The sequence below is a fragment of the Rhodococcus sp. LB1 genome (assembly GCF_001583455.1).
GTDB lineage: Bacteria > Actinomycetota > Actinomycetes > Mycobacteriales > Mycobacteriaceae > Rhodococcus_F > Rhodococcus_F opacus.
In genome coordinates this window covers 65,274-80,296 of sequence record NZ_LTCZ01000009.1, presented here as the reverse complement: position 1 = coordinate 80,296, position 15,023 = coordinate 65,274, and the positions used below count along the sequence as shown (strand labels likewise).

General features: G+C 65.2%; 16 protein-coding genes and 1 pseudogene. 4 read left to right on the top strand and 13 right to left on the bottom strand.

Features of this window, described 5'->3' with window-relative positions; all coding sequences use genetic code 11:
• The 3 genes from AZG88_RS02060 to AZG88_RS02050 form a co-directional block, all read right to left on the bottom strand.
• Positions 1–298 (bottom strand): helix-turn-helix domain-containing protein (locus AZG88_RS02060; RefSeq protein ID WP_231913779.1); only part of this gene is annotated, 298 nt, incomplete at its 3' end.
• A 231-nt stretch (positions 299–529) separates the two neighbouring features.
• Positions 530–1,093 (bottom strand): dihydrofolate reductase family protein, encoded by a 564-nt coding sequence (locus AZG88_RS02055; protein WP_061043437.1) that lies wholly within the window; start codon positions 1,091–1,093, stop codon positions 530–532.
• A 345-nt stretch (positions 1,094–1,438) separates the two neighbouring features.
• Positions 1,439–2,392, bottom strand: coding sequence for a LysR family transcriptional regulator (locus AZG88_RS02050; protein WP_082833199.1), 954 nt, complete (start codon positions 2,390–2,392; stop codon positions 1,439–1,441).
• A gap of 128 nt (positions 2,393–2,520) precedes the next feature.
• Between AZG88_RS02050 and AZG88_RS53265 the strand changes: the two are divergent.
• A pseudogene (locus tag AZG88_RS53265) lies at positions 2,521–2,688 on the top strand (IS110 family transposase); the annotation flags it as partial.
• A 404-nt stretch (positions 2,689–3,092) separates the two neighbouring features.
• Here the strand turns inward: AZG88_RS53265 and AZG88_RS02045 are convergent.
• Positions 3,093–3,788 (bottom strand): type 1 glutamine amidotransferase domain-containing protein, encoded by a 696-nt coding sequence (locus tag AZG88_RS02045; protein ID WP_061043436.1) that lies wholly within the window; start codon positions 3,786–3,788, stop codon positions 3,093–3,095.
• Positions 3,789–3,951: 163 nt separating this feature from the next.
• On the opposite strand from AZG88_RS02045, the gene AZG88_RS55430 reads away from it, so the two are divergent.
• Positions 3,952–4,725, top strand: coding sequence for an enoyl-CoA hydratase-related protein (locus AZG88_RS55430; RefSeq protein ID WP_156517408.1), 774 nt, complete (start codon positions 3,952–3,954; stop codon positions 4,723–4,725).
• Positions 4,726–4,763: 38 nt separating this feature from the next.
• On the opposite strand, the gene AZG88_RS02040 is transcribed toward AZG88_RS55430, so the two are convergent.
• Positions 4,764–4,994: a hypothetical protein gene (locus AZG88_RS02040; protein ID WP_061696887.1), complete on the bottom strand. Its 231-nt coding sequence runs from the start codon at positions 4,992–4,994 to the stop codon at positions 4,764–4,766.
• 507 nt (positions 4,995–5,501) lie between these two features.
• Between AZG88_RS02040 and hadA the strand changes: the two genes are divergently transcribed.
• On the top strand, positions 5,502–5,978 hold the full coding sequence (gene hadA, locus AZG88_RS02035) for a (3R)-hydroxyacyl-ACP dehydratase subunit HadA (protein ID WP_061696886.1): 477 nt from the start codon (positions 5,502–5,504) through the stop codon (positions 5,976–5,978).
• Positions 5,979–6,020: 42 nt separating this feature from the next.
• On the opposite strand, the gene AZG88_RS52450 is transcribed toward hadA, so the two are convergent.
• From AZG88_RS52450 to AZG88_RS02010, 7 genes are all read right to left on the bottom strand, one after another.
• Positions 6,021–6,188 carry a hypothetical protein gene (locus AZG88_RS52450; RefSeq protein ID WP_179443164.1) on the bottom strand — a complete coding sequence of 56 codons (168 nt, stop codon included), beginning with the start codon at positions 6,186–6,188 and terminating at the stop codon, positions 6,021–6,023.
• A 224-nt stretch (positions 6,189–6,412) separates the two neighbouring features.
• Entirely contained in the window at positions 6,413–6,874 is a 462-nt protein-coding gene (locus AZG88_RS52445) for an ATP-binding protein (protein WP_197487764.1), read from the bottom strand.
• Between the two features lie 48 nt (positions 6,875–6,922).
• Positions 6,923–7,336: a hypothetical protein gene (locus tag AZG88_RS51430; RefSeq protein WP_095867551.1), complete on the bottom strand. Its 414-nt coding sequence runs from the start codon at positions 7,334–7,336 to the stop codon at positions 6,923–6,925.
• A 410-nt stretch (positions 7,337–7,746) separates the two neighbouring features.
• Entirely contained in the window at positions 7,747–9,156 is a 1,410-nt protein-coding gene (locus AZG88_RS02025; RefSeq protein WP_095867552.1) for an amino acid permease, read from the bottom strand.
• Between the two features lie 399 nt (positions 9,157–9,555).
• Entirely contained in the window at positions 9,556–10,293 is a 738-nt protein-coding gene (locus tag AZG88_RS02020; protein WP_231913778.1) for an ABC transporter permease subunit, read from the bottom strand.
• Between the two features lie 59 nt (positions 10,294–10,352).
• Complete coding sequence (locus AZG88_RS02015; RefSeq protein ID WP_231913777.1) at positions 10,353–11,291, bottom strand: ABC transporter ATP-binding protein; 939 nt, start codon at positions 11,289–11,291, stop codon at positions 10,353–10,355.
• Between the two features lie 590 nt (positions 11,292–11,881).
• Positions 11,882–12,316 carry a pyridoxamine 5'-phosphate oxidase family protein gene (locus AZG88_RS02010; protein WP_061043997.1) on the bottom strand — a complete coding sequence of 145 codons (435 nt, stop codon included), beginning with the start codon at positions 12,314–12,316 and terminating at the stop codon, positions 11,882–11,884.
• Between the two features lie 1,828 nt (positions 12,317–14,144).
• On the opposite strand from AZG88_RS02010, the gene AZG88_RS02005 reads away from it, so the two are divergent.
• A complete protein-coding gene (locus tag AZG88_RS02005) occupies positions 14,145–14,609 on the top strand; it encodes a pyridoxamine 5'-phosphate oxidase family protein (RefSeq protein ID WP_061043996.1) in 465 nt (154 codons plus the stop codon).
• Positions 14,610–14,754: 145 nt separating this feature from the next.
• Here the strand turns inward: AZG88_RS02005 and AZG88_RS51425 are convergent, their stop codons facing one another.
• Entirely contained in the window at positions 14,755–15,015 is a 261-nt protein-coding gene (locus tag AZG88_RS51425) for a hypothetical protein (protein WP_197487763.1), read from the bottom strand.
• Positions 15,016–15,023 lie beyond the last annotated feature (8 nt).

The following is a 15,023-nucleotide window of genomic DNA, read 5'->3' as shown; positions in this document are numbered from 1 at the left end:
CGATCTCGCGCGAGATCGTCGACGGACTCCGGTTCAGGGTTTTCGCGATGTCACGCAGCGTGTGACCTGCGGCGATGCCGATCGCGATCTCTTCCCGTTCCGCGAACGTCAAACACCGGCCCTTGAGGTTGCGGCCACGCCGGGGACGCACCCCACCGCACGCCGCAAGCCACCGAGCGCCCTGTTTGCGATACGAGCCGGCCGCCTCGGCCGCGTCCGTGATGAACTCACCCGCCGCCATCCCCGCCCAGAACGTTTGAAAGATCTCCGGAACCATCCGATGAGAATATTTCGCCATGTGCAACACCCTTTGATCAGTGGTGTTGCGATCACCGCACGAACCCAAGGAACCTACACCGGGACGAGATCGGCGCCCAGCGCACACCCGGGAGGGTCGGCGCTCGTCCCGAAAGCGGATCCTCTACATACACGGTCTGTGATCCGGGACGGGTATCACGATCGCCTCGAAACACAGCGCCACGAGATCCTCGGATCGGCCCGAAGCCCGGGCCGATCCGAGGTTGGGTACTCAGCGCCTGGTCTCGTACCTGGTCAGGACCACGCCGTCAGGGAACGTCCCGGTCTCCACCAGGGTCAGGTTCACCCAGTTGTCCAGGGCCGCAAAGAACGGCGTGCCGCCCCCTACCAGGACCGGATGGGTGACGATCGCGTACTCGTCGATCAGCCCATCCCGCATGACCACTGCGGCGAGTGTGGCGCCGCCGATATCCATGGGGCCGCCGTCCTCGGCCTTGAGCCGGGTGATCTCGGTGACCGCGTCGCCGGTGACCAGGCGGGTGTTCCAGTCGACCGTGCTGGTCGTCGAGGAGAAGACCACTTTCGGCATGTCCCGCCAGCGACGGGCGAACTCGATCTCCGCCGGTGTGGCACCCGGCTGCTGGTCGGCGGTCGGCCAGTGGGAGCTCATCGTCTCCCACAGTTTGCGCCCGTACAGCGCCGTGCCTGTCGCCCTCACCCGGTCGGACCACCACTGGAACAGTTCGTCGCTCGGCACACTCCAGCCGAGGTCGTCGCCGGGCGCGGCGATGTAACCGTCCAGGCTCACGTTCATGGCGAAGGTCAGTTTCCGCATGGTGTCAGCCTCCCGCGAGTCGGTACTCGGTGTACAGACCGGCACGGCGCGGAAAAATCATCGGTCACGCCACCGAGGGTCGGTCCACCACGCCAAGCGGATGTGCGTACGGAAGGGAAACCTTACCGGCACGTCCCGAAAGCCGGCCGTTGACCGGAACTCACTGACCAGCGCAGTCCCGGCAGCCCCGTCCGGTGACGAATCGTCATCGCGGGGAGCTAATCGGGACACCCGCAGGGGAGCTACCACACCAGCAGGGAGAGAGAGTCGTTCGCGAGCCATGGCGCTGATTTCGCCGGAGTGTGTCGCCGCTCCCGGCCCCGGCGTCGCGAGGCCTCGGTAGTATCACCACGTAGGTCCCAGCCGGAGCAGGTGATCGCGTATGAGGGCGACGTTGGGGTTGTCCGACGTTCCCGGCCGCTGAACGAGGTAGGCGGTATTGATAGGTGGATCGTCGGTCTCGTGGAGGGTGACGAGCGCGCCAGAGGCGAGTTCAGTGTGGCAGAGGTAGCGGGGCAGCACGGCGAATCCTGCACCGGCGGTGACCGCTGCGAGTACGCCGCGGAGGTCGGGCACTGTGATCGCGGGCGGGCAATTCAGGCGGGTGCTGAAAACATGGCGCCAATAGCGGCGAGCGATCGGCAGATCTTCCGCGTAGGTGACCAGGGGGACAGTGTGCAGCGCGGCGGGGCCGTCGGTGGCAAGTCGGTCCCGGATTCGGTAATCCCATTCCGGAGCTGCGACGAGGATGAATTCCTCGTCCAGCAGAGGTACGGCGGCAAGGGTACGGCCTCGCGGGCGGGTGGTAGCGATAACCAGGTCGTGGTGGCCCGACCGTAGTTCGTTGAGCAGGGTGTCCGTCAAGCCCATGGTCGCCCGGAGTTGGATACCGTCGGCGACCAGTGGAGCCAGGGCTGGTAGGACACGGACACACAGAAGTTCCGCGGGGCCCGCGAGGTGCACAGGTGGGCCGTGCCCAGCGTCTGGCCGCTCCTGGCTAGCGGCGGCAGCGAGTGCATCCAGGGGCGTGGCGATGCGGGAGGCGAGGTCGTGAGCCGCCGGTGTCGGCGCCACACCACGTGCCAACCGGTCAAACAGCGAGCGCCCCATCTGGCGTTCCAACCCGCGGATCTGGGTAGTCACTGTGGGCTGCGACAACCCGAGCAGGTGTGCTGCCGCCGTGAAGGAACCGGTCCGAAATACGGCGAGGAAGGTGCGCAGCAGGTTGAGGTCCGGTCGTGGGCTCGTCGCCGGCGCAGCTGGACGCCCGTCCGGGTCATTGGAATCTGCATGTCCCATGAGGAAAATCTATCTGTATTGACATGACTCAGGGCCGACGTGAACAGGAGAGACCCGTCCTTTCGAACCGGATTAGACGATATGAGGGCTGGGCTGGGCCCCAGTAATGTCAGCGTACGAGCGTCGGATTGGATGTGCATGCACGATCGGTCGTCGCATGCGGCCTCGACGGGCGGACCGGTGAGCTGTTCGATCGAAGACTGACGCCCGATCATGGTGAGATCTTCGAGTGGATCCGGTCCTTGCCGGCTCCGGTGAGGGTGACGTGCGAGGCCGGGCTGACTGGCTTCGGGCTGACTTAGATCACTGACGACGACCGGTGAGGCAAGGGCGGGGAACGGGAACCCCGCACCGTCCGGACGAATCATGCGGGTGGTGACGGCAGCGCCTGGGAGTGACCCGCGAGCGACATATTGAGCAATCCTCTACTGTACGTTCGGATCACGCTCGACATTAGATGAGCGATCCACTCCAGCCGAATAACCGTCCTGCGGTACCCAACCCACAAATATCGGAGTTGACCGCGCTTCGAAAACAGACACGCTCGCCACCACCCAGATCGACCGGGCCCAAAGAGGCGGCGCCCACGACGACGGTCCTGGACGCCGCCTCGCCTTGGCGTGAATATGCTGGTGCGCGGACCGGCCACGCCCGTGGGTGGCGGCGAGGCACCCCCTGAACCGCCGGTCGGTTCTCATGATCAGGCCAGTTTCTCGAGGACCTCGACCGCGAGGGGAGCGGAGGACGCCGGGTTCTGGCCTGTGATTAGATTTCGGTCGGTGACCACGTTCGGGGCCCACGGCTCTCCTTCCTGGACATTCACCCCCGCCTCGAGTAGTCGGTCCTGGAGCAGCCATTTCGCCTTTTCGGCCAAGCCTGCTTGGCTCTCCTCGGCGTTGGTGAATGCGGCGACTGTATAGCCGGCGAAAGCGTTGCTGTCGTCCGGCTGAGTGGCAGCGAGCATGGCGGCTGGGGCGTGGCAGACGATTGCGAGCGGTTTGCCGGAGTCCAGCGCGTTGATCAGGAGCTTGCCGGAGGTCTCGTCGACTGCGAGATCCTCCATGGGTCCGTGGCCGCCAGGGTAGAAGACAGCGGCGTAGTCGCCGAGATTGACGTCCTCCAAGGTGATCGGGTGTTCGAGCTCGGTGATCGAGGCGAGAGCTGCGCTGATCTTGTCGGCCCCTTGTTGGCCGCCGTTGACCTCGGGGGCCAGGCTGCCCTTGTCGACCGTGGGCACGACGCCGCCGGGGGTAGCCACGACGATTTCGTGCCCGGCGGCTGTGAAGGCCTCGTACGGGGCGACGGCTTCCTCGGCCCAGAATCCGGTTGGGTGCTTGGTGCCGTCGGCGAGCGTCCAGTAGTCGACGCCGGTCATCACGAAAAGGATCTTCGACATGGTGAGTCACTCCAAAAGGTCTGGGCCATGGGCCAGTGTGGTGCATTGACGTTCAAGTAGCGCTGACATTTTGCCTGTAGACCGTCAGCATCCCGATGTCCAAGGTAGAACCGCCAGTAATAGTTTTCCAATTAGGATTTGAATGTGAGGTATCAACCTTCCGATGGGAGGGTCGATTTGGCGTCGAGACCGCTCTCGGCGTGCGCGCGAGGGTCAGCAAGGTGAAGGAGGACTGCGGGACACGCCAGACGCTGCTGACCTCGCGCAGCAAATTATCGATCAAAAGAGCACAGTGTTGCCCATTGCGAATATTCCGAAGCCAACAATCGCCGCCCTCTCTGGGGCAGTGGCTGGGGCTGGACCGGGGGTTGATCTCGCTGCAGATATTCGTGTCGCAAGCGAGAATCTTGTGATGAGGATTGCGTTCACCGCGATCAGGCTATCCGGCGACCGCCAGGACTCCACCGTCGACGAGGAACTGGACCACGGAAAAGACGAGGACGGACAATTCGACGCCCCGACGAGCGTCGAACCCGCCCACCGAGGCGGCGGGCGACCCGGGGACGCTCGAGCACGGGAACAACTCCGTCTCACTCGGTCCAAGAAGAACAACAGCCGAAGCCGCGCAGACGGCGCAAACCACGGATCACGACGCCCATCGACTCGGCGGGGGAGTCCCCGGACGAGCCCGCGCCGGAAGCACGACCGGACACAGCCGCACGCAGGTAGGGAACGGTCAAGGCGCACAAGCCTCCAACGGACGTACGAGGAGAAACCGCACAACGCGACCAAGGGCAATGACGAAAATCAACCACAGCCGTCCAGGGGCCGGGCACATCTGCGGCGGATCACGCCCACCCGCTCGACGATTCGTAAGCAGTCGCCGCCGACCGCAACCACGCAGAAGGTGATCGGTAGCGAAAACGGGTTGGCGTAGCTCTGCGGAAACAACCTCCTAGGGCGGCCCGTCAACGCTCACTTCCGCCCGTCGTCTGCGACGGTCGAGCTGGCGCTGCGTACCTCGGCGAGGTCGGCGCGCAGTTCGTCGGCTGGTTCCCGGGCCGCCTTTGCCTGCGTTTGGGCGATAGCGAGATCCGTCTCGGTAGTGGCGAGTTCGTCGCGGGCTGCGTCCGCACGGGTGCGTTCGGACTGAACTGAGGTCCGGGCCTCGATGAGATCGGCTTCAAGACGGGCAATGGTGGCCATCGACGCTGCCAGTGCGCGTTCGGATGCAGTGACCTGTCGATCTCGCTGCCGAACTCGGTGTTGCGGGCATGGAGCGACTCGACGATTGCCTCCGCGGTATCTATCTGCTGCTGCCACCGGTTGAGGACTGCGGCGTGCTCACGTCGGGCTTCGGCCAGCGCAGCCGCCGATTCCGCGGCTTGGGCGGCAGCATTGGCATCGGCCCGATCGTCGAGCGCGGCTTCGAGCCGGTCGCGGAGTTGGTCGATATCCGCCGCGGCATCGCCTGCACCTTGTCAGCGGACACCTGCCAGATCGCTCGAGAACCGACAGCCGGTGCTGGATCGACGGGTCCAGGGGCGAGGCGCCGGGTGGATCGGCCTGGCCGGGCGCCATTACCTGCTGTTCGACGAGTGTGCGCCGAGCACGACATCCGTTGTCGCCCCGCCCCGTCGAACACGCGCGCCGTGCCGGGGACCGGTCCCCGGTGCCGAGCGGTGCGGCGTCGGGTCGGGTAGATTTTCCTTCGTGACCACGACCCGCGCCGCCAGGACTGTTCGGGCGCAGCGGACGGCGGGTCTGGTCGGTCACCATTACCGGGTCACCGACTTCTACGGGGTCGGCCGCGAGAAGATCCGAGAATTCGCCAAATCCCTGCAGGACCCGCACCCCGCGCACCGCAGCGAGGATGCCGCCCGGGGCCTCGGCTACGACGGGCTGATCGCCCCGCTCACCTTCGGGTCTGTCGTCGCGATGATTGCCCAGCAGCACCTGTTCGACGAGATCGTCACCGGCTACGACCCCAGCGAGGTCCTGCACACCGATCAACGCCTGCAATTCCACCGGCCCATCGCAGTCGGCGACCGCCTGATCTGCGACGTCGTCCTGGACTCCTTCCGCCAGGCCGCCGGCAGCGACATCCTGGTGACGAAGACGATCATGCTCGACAAGCATGAGACTCCGGTGCAGACGATGTGGACCACCCTGGTGGCCTACGGCCGGTGACCCCGGGACCCCCGGTCCGGGTGACACCGCAGGCTGCGCCCGCTATTCGAGCCTGATGATGACCCGGGAGCCGGCGGCCAGCTCCGTGGCGTACATCGTCAACTCGGGATCGGTGATCGCCGCATCCGTGGCATCCTCCCACGCCTGGGCCACACGACGTTTCGTCTCCTCGACCGACATGCCCTTGCATTCGCGCTGTAACCGATCCATCACTCGTTGCAGCGATTGTTCCACTGTGGCTTTCGCGACCCGCACTCGCGCTCGTCGAAGTCTGACACCTGCGGTCTCCTTGGATCGAGGCCGAGTGCGCACTCCCGTCTCGGTACCTCGCGGCCATGATCGCAGACCCCGCACGGGTGGCTATAGAGGCGATTGTCCTCACGATGCGATAGAACGCCTCGGCGGCGTCCTGGCCGGCGGGCAGAACGCCGATGTCATCGACCACCACGAGATCGCAGGAGCAGACCTTCGCCACCGTCCGGGCAACCGACCCGTCGGCCTTCGCATTGTTCACTGTCTGGGTGAGGGTTTCCAGGGTGAACCACCACCCGCAGGTCGGCCTCGATCGCCGCGTGCGCGAGCGCTTCGACGAAATGACTCTTACCCGTCCCGGACGCTCCGGACACGGCCAGATTCTCCCGGCGATGCACCCATTCGAGCGTGGTGAGCGCGTTCTGGATGGCCTCGGGAATCGAGGACTCCTCCGGGCGCCACGACGAGAACGTCTTGCCGGTTGAGATTCGCGTTCTTGCGGCGCATCCGCGAAGGTGGCGGCGTCCCGGCCGACGACTTCCTCCTGCAGCAGCACACGCACCACCTCGGCCGGGTCCCAGCGTTGGGCCCTGGCGGTCGCGAGCGATGTCGAAGGCGGCCTTGCGCAGATACGGCAGCCGCATACGGGTGCAGATCTTGGCCAGCTCGTCGGGGGGGCGCCGAATTGCTGTTCATGCGCCCATCCGGCCCCATCCGGCGGTGCCGGGCTCGAGAGGAGTGGGTTCGTCGACCACCACCACAGGTCCGGGCTGTGCGGCGGCGGCCAGGTGGTCGAGGATCGAGGCGAGATCCCCGTCGCCGAACCGGCCCGCCGCGGCCACGGCCAATGCCTGATCGACCGGTCCGGCGCCTGGGAACGTGGGCGAATTCGACTGCCCTGGCCATCTTGCGGCGGATTCTGGGACTCCTCCGGCGGCGGCGTCGGTCAGCCAGCGGTGTGCGCCCTCACCGAGGGCGAGGAAGTGCGGGCGGGGTTTGGGCAGGCGCAGTACCGATCCGTCGCTTCCGGTGATGCGGGTAGTGTGCGGCGACGATTCTTGGGTTCCCCAGGGCGGACAGTCGGTGGCGGGCGATCTGCGCGACACCGCTTTCGGTGCGGGCGACGATCACCAATTCCCCAGGTCGTGGCTCGTCATCGGGATGGGTCTGTTCTCTGCGGACTGAGTGGGCTGCCCCGTCCGGACTGTAGTCAGAGTCATTGTTGGCGCCGTCGGTAGTCCTTCTCCGTGGACGGTGAGGTTTGGGCTGGATCTGCTCGATGATCTTCCCGGCGGGAGCTATGTCGAGGGCCATGACTATCGGCCCTGGTTGACCTCGTACCGACGGACTGCTGGTAACCCTGCATATTCGATTCGGCACTATTGGTCGGCGTGCACTGTGGTGGCGTATCGGGCGTAGGGAGTTGCCCTTGCGGTGGCCTGTCACGTGGGTGGCGGAGTGGCTGTAGCCGAGTAGTTCGGCGACGAGTGGGGGTGGTGCGTCGGTGGCCCGCGTCCTATGAAGCTGGGGGTGGGGTGAGGGTGAGGGCGGCGTGGATGCCACGGGGACGGCCGGCGCGGACCCACAGACGGTGAAGCACGCCGGCGATGAGTACGGCGGCGAGGAGACTGAACACCGGTTCCCCGCGAGCGAGATTGATCAGCAACGTGAAGCCGACCACGACGGCGCCGGCGACATTGAGGAGCAGACGGCCGGGTCTGCGCTCACGGTGGGAAAACACGGCCATGGCCACCAGGCCGGCGAGGAAGCTCAAGAATACCGACACGGCGTAGAAGAGGACCAGCGTTTGATCTTCGCCGCGAGCGGCGGCGGTGACGGCCGCGGCGACGACGGTGAACAGTGCGACTCCGGTGTACGGGGTGTATCGGAGGTTGGTTCGCCCGAGCAGTGGTGGCAGGATGCCGGTGCTGCGGCCCTCGGGGTCGGTATGGCGGGCAAGGGCTTTGAGTAGTCCCGGGCCCGCCTGGAAGGAGGAGCTGGCCGCCGAGAGCAGCAGTAACGCCGTCACGAGCTGAAACGCTGCGAATACCGGGGCAGGTGCGGCTATCCGGGCGAGTTCTGCGATCTGGGTGGTGTCGGTTGTGGGGATCCCGATCTGTAGATGGTGCGCCTCGAGAGTCAGTCCCATCGTGATGGTTCCGACGATGCCGAGCATCATCCACAATGTGATCTTCCCGAACCTGCGGCGGCCGGCGTCATCGAGTTGGCCGAGTTGCGCGATTGCGGACGAGGGTGCCTCCACGCCGGTTGCCAGGGCCATCGCTACGGGGAACGCCAATGCCATTGCGAGGAGGGGCTGGTTGCTCGGGGTGGCAGCGATTGTGCCCACCGGCTGCGGCGGCGCACCCCACCCGTACAGCAACACGGTGATCGTCACGGCGATGAAGGCGATGGTCATCACCGCGAATACCAGCCGGCCCAGGTGTCCGAACCAGGTCATTGCTGCGACGACCAGGATCAAAGCCAGGGCCAGGATCAGCCGCTCGGCTCTGAGCGACGGGAAGTATGCAATCATCGCGGAGGCCCCGGCCGACACACTGATGGCAATCGTCAGGACGAAATCGACGACGAGGGCTGCGATAGGGACGAACGCCCAGCCTTCGCCGAAGGCCTCGCCGATGGCCGCCGCCGCGCCGCCTCCCTGCGGGTAACGGGCAATCAGCTGCTGGTAGTTCACGCTCACCACCGCGATGATGGCAACGACTGCTCCCATGGTCGGGATCAGCAGAGCGAGATCACCGCCCAGGGCTCGCAGGGCAGCCTCGATGGCGTAGGCCACGGAGGAGACGGGGTCCGCCATGACCGCGAACGCGAACGCGAGGAGCAGCAACGGGCGGGCGCTGAGCATGTGGGTGATCCGACCACGCGGGGCGGGAGTGAGTTCCGGATCTGTGTCACCGGACACGGGACTCCTTCAGCGGTCGACGACGGCACCGCCGACCATTTCCCGGCGGCCTCAATTCAGGGTAGGACGGGAGCATCGACGACGCTCATGGTAACCACCACCGGAGGGGTGGCTGGATTCGTGGCTGGAGGGAATCCGCCGCCAGACCACGGCCAGCGTCCTCGCTGCCGCCACCGCCGTCCTCGCCACTGCACGGCTGCGCCCAGATATCGCGAATGGACTTCGGCAAGTAGATGATCGCGTTGTGCACATGACTATTGCCGCCTCCCATTCGGATGAAGTCTGCACCAACGACTGCTCCTCTGGAGTCCGTGCAGGGAACTGCTGAAACTGCCACGCTGCTCGCCGGTACGAAATGAATCCGGTACACCGGTTCGACGTCACCCCACGTGCGGGCGGTCAATGCAGGTCCCGCCGTCGAAAGCTCCACAGGGCCACCGCCGCGCAGACCACGAAAACGGCAATCGGAGCGAGGAACGGCTCGAGCGCGATTCCCTGCGAGAGCATGTTGCGGCCCCCGTACCAGTGCCAGGGCGAGGCGAAGCGCAAGATGTGCAAGCTCTCGCTCGATGCCGCGACGGCGTTGAGGAGATTTCCCATCACCGCCACGGTTGCGGCCGTGGCGATCGCCACCGACCGTCGGCCCGTCCAGGCGCCCGCAGCAAACGCGATCGCACCGTGCATCAGCCCGAATACGGTCGCCGCGAACACCGCCGCGACGAGCCCGGGGATCGATACGCCCTCGAGCAAGCCGAACGGCGGGGAGAACGCGAGGAGGCTCGCGGTGGTGACGATCCCAAGGCCGAGCGACAGAGCGACCACTGCGACGAATCGCTCGATCAGGACACGTCCGCGGGTCACCGGGTTGGACAAGAGCAGTTCGAGGGTGCCGTCCTCCTCACTGCCGCCGATTGCGTACGCGCCCGCTCCCACGGCGAAGATCAACAGCAGGATGGGCAGGATGAGGCCGAACAAACGTCCCTGCAGGTACCCCGCGGGCGAGGTGATGAGGATCTGGTCGCTCGAGCCGATCAGGGTCTTGAACGTATCCGGAAGGTCCTTGACGAGGTTCTCGATGCCCGTCACGTTCTTGATCGTCGGGTAGAACGCGTTGTTGACCGCCACGTAGGCAGCCACGCCGCCCGACCACCACACCATTGAGCGGCGCCGGTCCTCGAGGTAACGCCCAAGGACCCTCACGGGCTCGGCTCGTCCCGGTACAAGCTGAGGAAGGCGTCCTCGAGATCGGTCTCGTGGGTGACGATCCGCCGCACCGGCAGTGTCGCGGCCTGCTTGAGGACGGCGTCGACGTTCCCCTCGATGACGAGCCTGATCAACGCACCGGACGATGTAGCGCTGAGGACGCCCGGAAGGCTCTCGAACGGCTCGGCGCTTGCTTCGCGGGCAACGTACAGGTCGACGTGCTGGCGGGCTTGGCGCTGGAGCTGGTCGATGGCCGCCACCGTGACGAGCTGGCCCTTCCTCAAGATCCCGACGCGGTCGGCGAGCGCTTCCACCTCGGGCAGGACGTGGGAGGACAGGAACACCGTCGCGCCGTCGCGTTTGACGTCGCCGATCAGCTGGTGGAACTCGTGTTGCAGCAATGGGTCGAGACCCGCCGTGGGTTCGTCCAGGATCAACAGCTCCGGACGATGCATGAACGCCTGCACGATTGCGGTCTTGCGGCGGTTGCCCGTGGAGAGTTGTCCGATCGGGCGCACTGGATCGAGGTCGAAGCGTTCGAGAAGCTCGTCGACGTAGGTCGTGTCGACTCCACCGCGTAGGCGGCCGTAGAACGCGATCAGGTCTGCCGTCGTGTATCTGGGGTCGAACTGGAGCTCGCCGGGGATGTAGCCGAGCCGGCGGCGGATCGCCGGGTCGGCGCCGCTGCCACCGAGGACGGTGTAAGTTCCGGCGGACGGTCGGATGAAGTCGAACAGCATGCGGATCGTCGTGCTTTTCCCCGACCCGTTGGGGCCGAGATACCCGAAGACCTCACCCCGATGGACGTCGAGGTCGAGCGCGTCGACGGCGATGAGACCACCGAAGCGTTTCGACAATCCGCGCATTTCGATGACGCTGTCGACCGCGGCCTGCTGATGAGGGTGCCGAACGTGCGGCTTCGCAGTTTTCACGGTCTGGGCGCCATCACCAGACACCGACAATCGGCATCGAGCGTGGTAGGGAGCCCGTTCACGAGAAAATACGTTACCGGCCCGAGCTTGCACTCGTACAACAGCGAATACATCGGCCCGTCAGAGAACCCGAGCAAACTGTTCACCACCGGGTGCCGGAGTTTCCGCAACCGTGCCTCAGTTTGGCGGCAGGGGGTGGGGCTGGGTGCGGTGCCGTCTGGGCGGTGGCCGAATGGGTGCCGCCAGTCACGTCTGTCGATGGGGTTGGGATCGGCGTTGAGGTTGCCGCGTTGTTGTCCGGCGCGATGGTCGCGGTCCTGGCTTACGACGTCGGTTTCGTGGCGGGCGAGGCGGCCGCGTCGGGAGGTGCGGCGGCGATGTGGTCCATGGCGTCTTGCCTCACCGAGTACGTACTTCTCCAACAGGGAACGCGGTCCGATCCCATCCAACTCTCCGGCGCCTCATACAGAAGTGCCTGGCGCCCTATCCCATCCCTCTTCGCGCTCGCGGCCGCGTACTTGGCACCGTGGTCGTCACTGCAGGGTTGTTTGGGGGGGCGGCCCGGAGGAGAGCAGAGGCAGCTTGGGGGTTCAGCGTTCCGGTTCGTCGCTGAAGATGAGGCGGCGACCGGTGATTTCGGTGGGTGTGATCTCGACGTAATTGAACTTGGGGGTGGCCAGCCATGACCGCAAAGGCAACTCGTCGGCTGCGGCGACCTCGCTGAGCTTTTGCAGGCGCCGCGCGGTGCCGTGGACGATAACGCTCCAGCCCGATTTCTCGGCTATTTCGTCCACCTCGAAGGCGACGTCCCGGTGGATGGTGAGCTCGACGAGCTTGGATCCCTCCGCAGTTCGGAAGTACACCTTGCCTTCGTGGACGACGTAGTTGACGGGAAAGATGTCGACCCGCCCGGACACGCTCGAGGCGAGCCGCCCCAAGGCGCCCGAGCTGAGCAACTGCCAGCTCGTCTCCGAGTCCAGTTCGGTGATCGGTTGCTCGGCTGCTTCATCCGTGCCGTATCCCATGTCTGATTATGGCACCTGGTGACCGTCGTTGTCTGAACGTTGGGCAGTGATGCCTCTCCCTGCGGCCGGGACAGGGCGCTCAGTGTCGCTCCACGCGTGCGGAGGCCCTATATCGGTTGCCGGGGCCCTGGAGCAGCAAGTAATTACGGTCATCGGCGGCGACTGCTTCACTGCGACCGACCACGAAGGAATACCTCGGCATTCGAGTTGGGCCCCGGCTCGACGAACGCGAAGGTGTGCGAGGCGCAGATGCGTGACGTGTGCATCCGACGACGAGGAACTGATGCGCATGCTCGCTGGCGCGCTCGGTTCGTTGTTCGCAAGGGCATGAGTCGGCATGCTTCCGTGCGATGGAGCCAGAACGGGAACAACCCGCCCACAATGCGTTGACCGACGTCCACTTCGGCCGGATCGGATTGGTCAAGTAATACGGAGATGGACGTGGCCGCGCGGGGGTCGCAGCCAGAGAAGTGAGTTCAGTCGCTCTCGTCTTCCGTGTGGCGCTGCGCACCCGTACTGCAGGTCTTCGACGATCCGATCGGCGAGTATCACCCGCGTGGAGCACATCCAGGACGGGGTGGCGACCATGCCGATGAGGTTGTTCCGCGAGCATGCCGCGCCGGATCTGCTCTTCGGTGAGTAGCGTCCGCTGCCCGGCCAGTCTGAGAGCGTGATCGAACAGCCCCGTGAATCGGTCCGGCGGTTGATCCGTCGCGGCGTCCGACTTCATCTGTGGAACAAGTGATTCGAGATCTTCTTCACGCTCGGTGATCATTCGGGCGAGGGCATCGGACCGGAGATCTTCGACCCAGTCGAACGACCAGGGAGGAGCGGAGTCGCGCCTGCTGAGGCGTGTTATCTGTCGTAGTTCCGCAAACGTGCACATATCGTGCGTCCTTTCACGAGACCGACGAAACCGACCACGCAGCATTCGTCCTGCGGCCAGGCTCCTACCTCACGTCCTGGAAGGGCTAACCGCCTTCGAGGGTGGCACATGCGACAGCGTGACTGGCTTCATGATGCGCCGGTGATGGAGGCGCATTGCTGCCGCGGATCGCGGACTCGGGGTGCGGTTGGTTCAGGTCGTCCGGGCCAGGCGGTATATCACCGAGGCTGGGGACGGGCGGTGGTTCTCGATGACTTCCGTACGCCGAGCCGCCAGTACCTCGAGGGTGCGATCCGCGCTCTGAAGAATGATCGAAGCGGGAGTGATCTTCCAATTGGATTGCGCCAGAAAGTATTCTGTTCATTCGAAAGGGGGGATTTCCTGGGCGCGGGCATTGCGGTGTCTCGCGCGGGGCAGCCGTACCAGCATGTGATGGGATTGGGACCCGAGGATCGTCGGCATGCGGAGAAGGACGCCGGTACAACACACCGACCTGCGCACGGGGTATCGCTGATCGAGCGGGGTTGGTACCGCGACGACGCGGTGCCCACCTCGAGTCCGCGATCGGTCGAGGTGGGCAAATTCGCGTGGACGTCGTGCTTTGTGTGCAATGTGAGCTTGCAGGGTGGCCCGCCCGTGATCACTGCGTTGGCGCCATTGGCAATAGCGCGGCGCTACCGATCAGACTCGGCCGCGTTCGATTCTGGGAGGCACACGTCGGGCGCCGCCGAGTTGCACGAGTTGGGCGCCGAATCGGGTTTCGGTCCGGTCGGGCACGCACCACGCGCTGGTCGAGGCCACGACACCCGCTATTTGTCCGACAGTGGATTGGGGCAGATACGTCGCGTAGAGCCGAGACAACGACGATGATCCGTGGAGGTGGATCGTTGCGCGGAACGTGAACGAGCACCGGACCTGATGCGACGACAGGAGGCAAAGACAATGGGAAGCAATGAGCCAAGTCTCAGGGAACTCGCTGTCAACGAATGTTGGGCGCTGCTTCGTACCGAGAGTGTTGGCCGTCTCGCTGTGTGGGTGGACGACCACCCGGATATCTTTCCCCTCAATTATGCGGTCGATCATGGAACCCTCGTGTTTCGATCCGGAAGAGGCACCAAGGTGTCCGCTGCGCTGTCAGATGCGCCGGTTGCGCTGGAAGTCGACGGCTACGAGGCTCCGTCGCGCGAAGCGTGGAGCGTGGTGATCAAGGGCCGTGCGGAGGGGATCCGTGAAGTCGACGAGTTGATGGACACCGTGGATTTGCCGCTCTTTCCGTGGCAGGCCGGGGCGAAGAACCTTTTCATCCGACTCGTTCCCACCCACGTGACCGGCCGCCGGTTTCCGGTTGTCGACCCGGCCATGTGGCAAACTCCCTTCTCGAACGTGCGGCGTTCGCCTTCGGAGTAGCTGTGTGGACGGCACACCTACCCCGCGCCGGCCTCGACGTGAACGTGGTGATGGACTACGGCTCCACGAACAAGACGCCGGTGGTCGAGCGGTTGGATGAGGTTGCCGCTGAAGTGTGGATGCCGGCGATGTCGCTAACGCATTGTCATGTTCCGGCGGTTCCGCGCGAACGGAGCGCACCCAACTCCCGGTACACGTGGGCGGACTCCTTCGACGCGTACGGTGTCCCGTTGTCGCTGGGAAAGATTGGGCCTTCCTGCCCGGCGACGGCGCTCTCTGCGCTCGTCGCGCGCGGGGGGGGTGCGCGCCACCACCTGTCCAACTGAGCCAGCGTCTCGTCGCTCAACGGGGTCACATCGGCGGAACGCCAGGTGGTCTTCGCGGCGGTCGTCGTCACTGCAGTCACCCAGTCCT

Coding starts and splice junctions, on each gene's coding strand:
- AZG88_RS02050 (WP_082833199.1), bottom strand. CDS start 2,392: ATGGGACATGCAGATTCCAATGACCCGGACGGGCGTCCAGCTGCGCCG.
- AZG88_RS02010 (WP_061043997.1), bottom strand. CDS start 12,316: ATGGGATACGGCACGGATGAAGCAGCCGAGCAACCGATCACCGAACTG.
- AZG88_RS02055 (WP_061043437.1), bottom strand. CDS start 1,093: ATGCGGAAACTGACCTTCGCCATGAACGTGAGCCTGGACGGTTACATC.
- AZG88_RS02040 (WP_061696887.1), bottom strand. CDS start 4,994: ATGGCCACCATTGCCCGTCTTGAAGCCGATCTCATCGAGGCCCGGACC.
- AZG88_RS52445 (WP_197487764.1), bottom strand. CDS start 6,874: ATGCGGCTGCCGTATCTGCGCAAGGCCGCCTTCGACATCGCTCGCGAC.
- AZG88_RS02045 (WP_061043436.1), bottom strand. CDS start 3,788: ATGTCGAAGATCCTTTTCGTGATGACCGGCGTCGACTACTGGACGCTC.
- AZG88_RS52450 (WP_179443164.1), bottom strand. CDS start 6,188: ATGGATCGGTTACAGCGCGAATGCAAGGGCATGTCGGTCGAGGAGACG.
- AZG88_RS02005 (WP_061043996.1), top strand. CDS start 14,145: ATGGGAAGCAATGAGCCAAGTCTCAGGGAACTCGCTGTCAACGAATGT.
- AZG88_RS55430 (WP_156517408.1), top strand. CDS start 3,952: ATGGGAGGGTCGATTTGGCGTCGAGACCGCTCTCGGCGTGCGCGCGAG.